Annotated in this window: 4 tRNA genes; all 4 read left to right on the top strand. The window is 48.1% G+C overall.

Annotated features, from left to right (window positions below):
- Positions 1-37 precede the first annotated feature (37 nt).
- The 4 genes from DPF90_RS20200 (at position 38) to DPF90_RS20185 (ending at position 615) form a co-directional block, all read left to right on the top strand.
- A tRNA-Met gene (locus DPF90_RS20200) sits at positions 38-114 on the top strand.
- A gap of 53 nt (positions 115-167) precedes the next feature.
- Positions 168-243 (top strand) — tRNA-Gly (locus DPF90_RS20195).
- Between the two features lie 166 nt (positions 244-409).
- Positions 410-486: transfer RNA gene (locus tag DPF90_RS20190), tRNA-Met, on the top strand.
- A gap of 53 nt (positions 487-539) precedes the next feature.
- Positions 540-615, top strand: a tRNA-Gly gene (locus tag DPF90_RS20185).
- The last annotated feature ends 34 nt before the right edge of the window (positions 616-649 follow it).

The following is a 649-nucleotide window of genomic DNA, read 5'->3' as shown; positions in this document are numbered from 1 at the left end:
TATAGTTTTCATCATGCTTTAATGGTGACCATACGGACGCGGGGTGGAGCAGCTTGGTAGCTCGTCGGGCTCATAACCCGAAGGTCGTCGGTTCAAATCCGGCCCCCGCAACCAAATTAAGATGTTGTGAGTTGCTTACTCTTTGAGTTCAGCCATTCATAAAATCTGCGACACTAGCTCAGTTGGTAGAGCGCAACCTTGCCAAGGTTGAGGTCACGAGTTCGAACCTCGTGTGTCGCTCCAAATTTGTAGTTGTCACCATACTTAATGGTGAAGCGAGCGACACTCGTTCAGTTATTGGAGTGCAACCTTGCCAAGGTTGAGGCCACGCCTTTTTATTATGAATAGGTGACATTATGTGTCGCTCAAAAATATAGTTTTCATCATGCTTTAATGGTGACCATACGGACGCGGGGTGGAGCAGCTTGGTAGCTCGTCGGGCTCATAACCCGAAGGTCGTCGGTTCAAATCCGGCCCCCGCAACCAAATTAAGATGTTGTGAGTTGCTTACTCTTTGAGTTCAGCCATTCATAAAATCTGCGACACTAGCTCAGTTGGTAGAGCGCAACCTTGCCAAGGTTGAGGTCACGAGTTCGAACCTCGTGTGTCGCTCCAAATTTGTAGTTGTCACCATACTTAATGGTGAAGC

The organism is Vibrio tetraodonis, from assembly GCF_003350295.1.
GTDB lineage: Bacteria > Pseudomonadota > Gammaproteobacteria > Enterobacterales > Vibrionaceae > Vibrio > Vibrio tetraodonis.
Note: the sequence above shows the minus strand (reverse complement) of the source record. Positions and strands in the feature narration are given on the sequence as shown.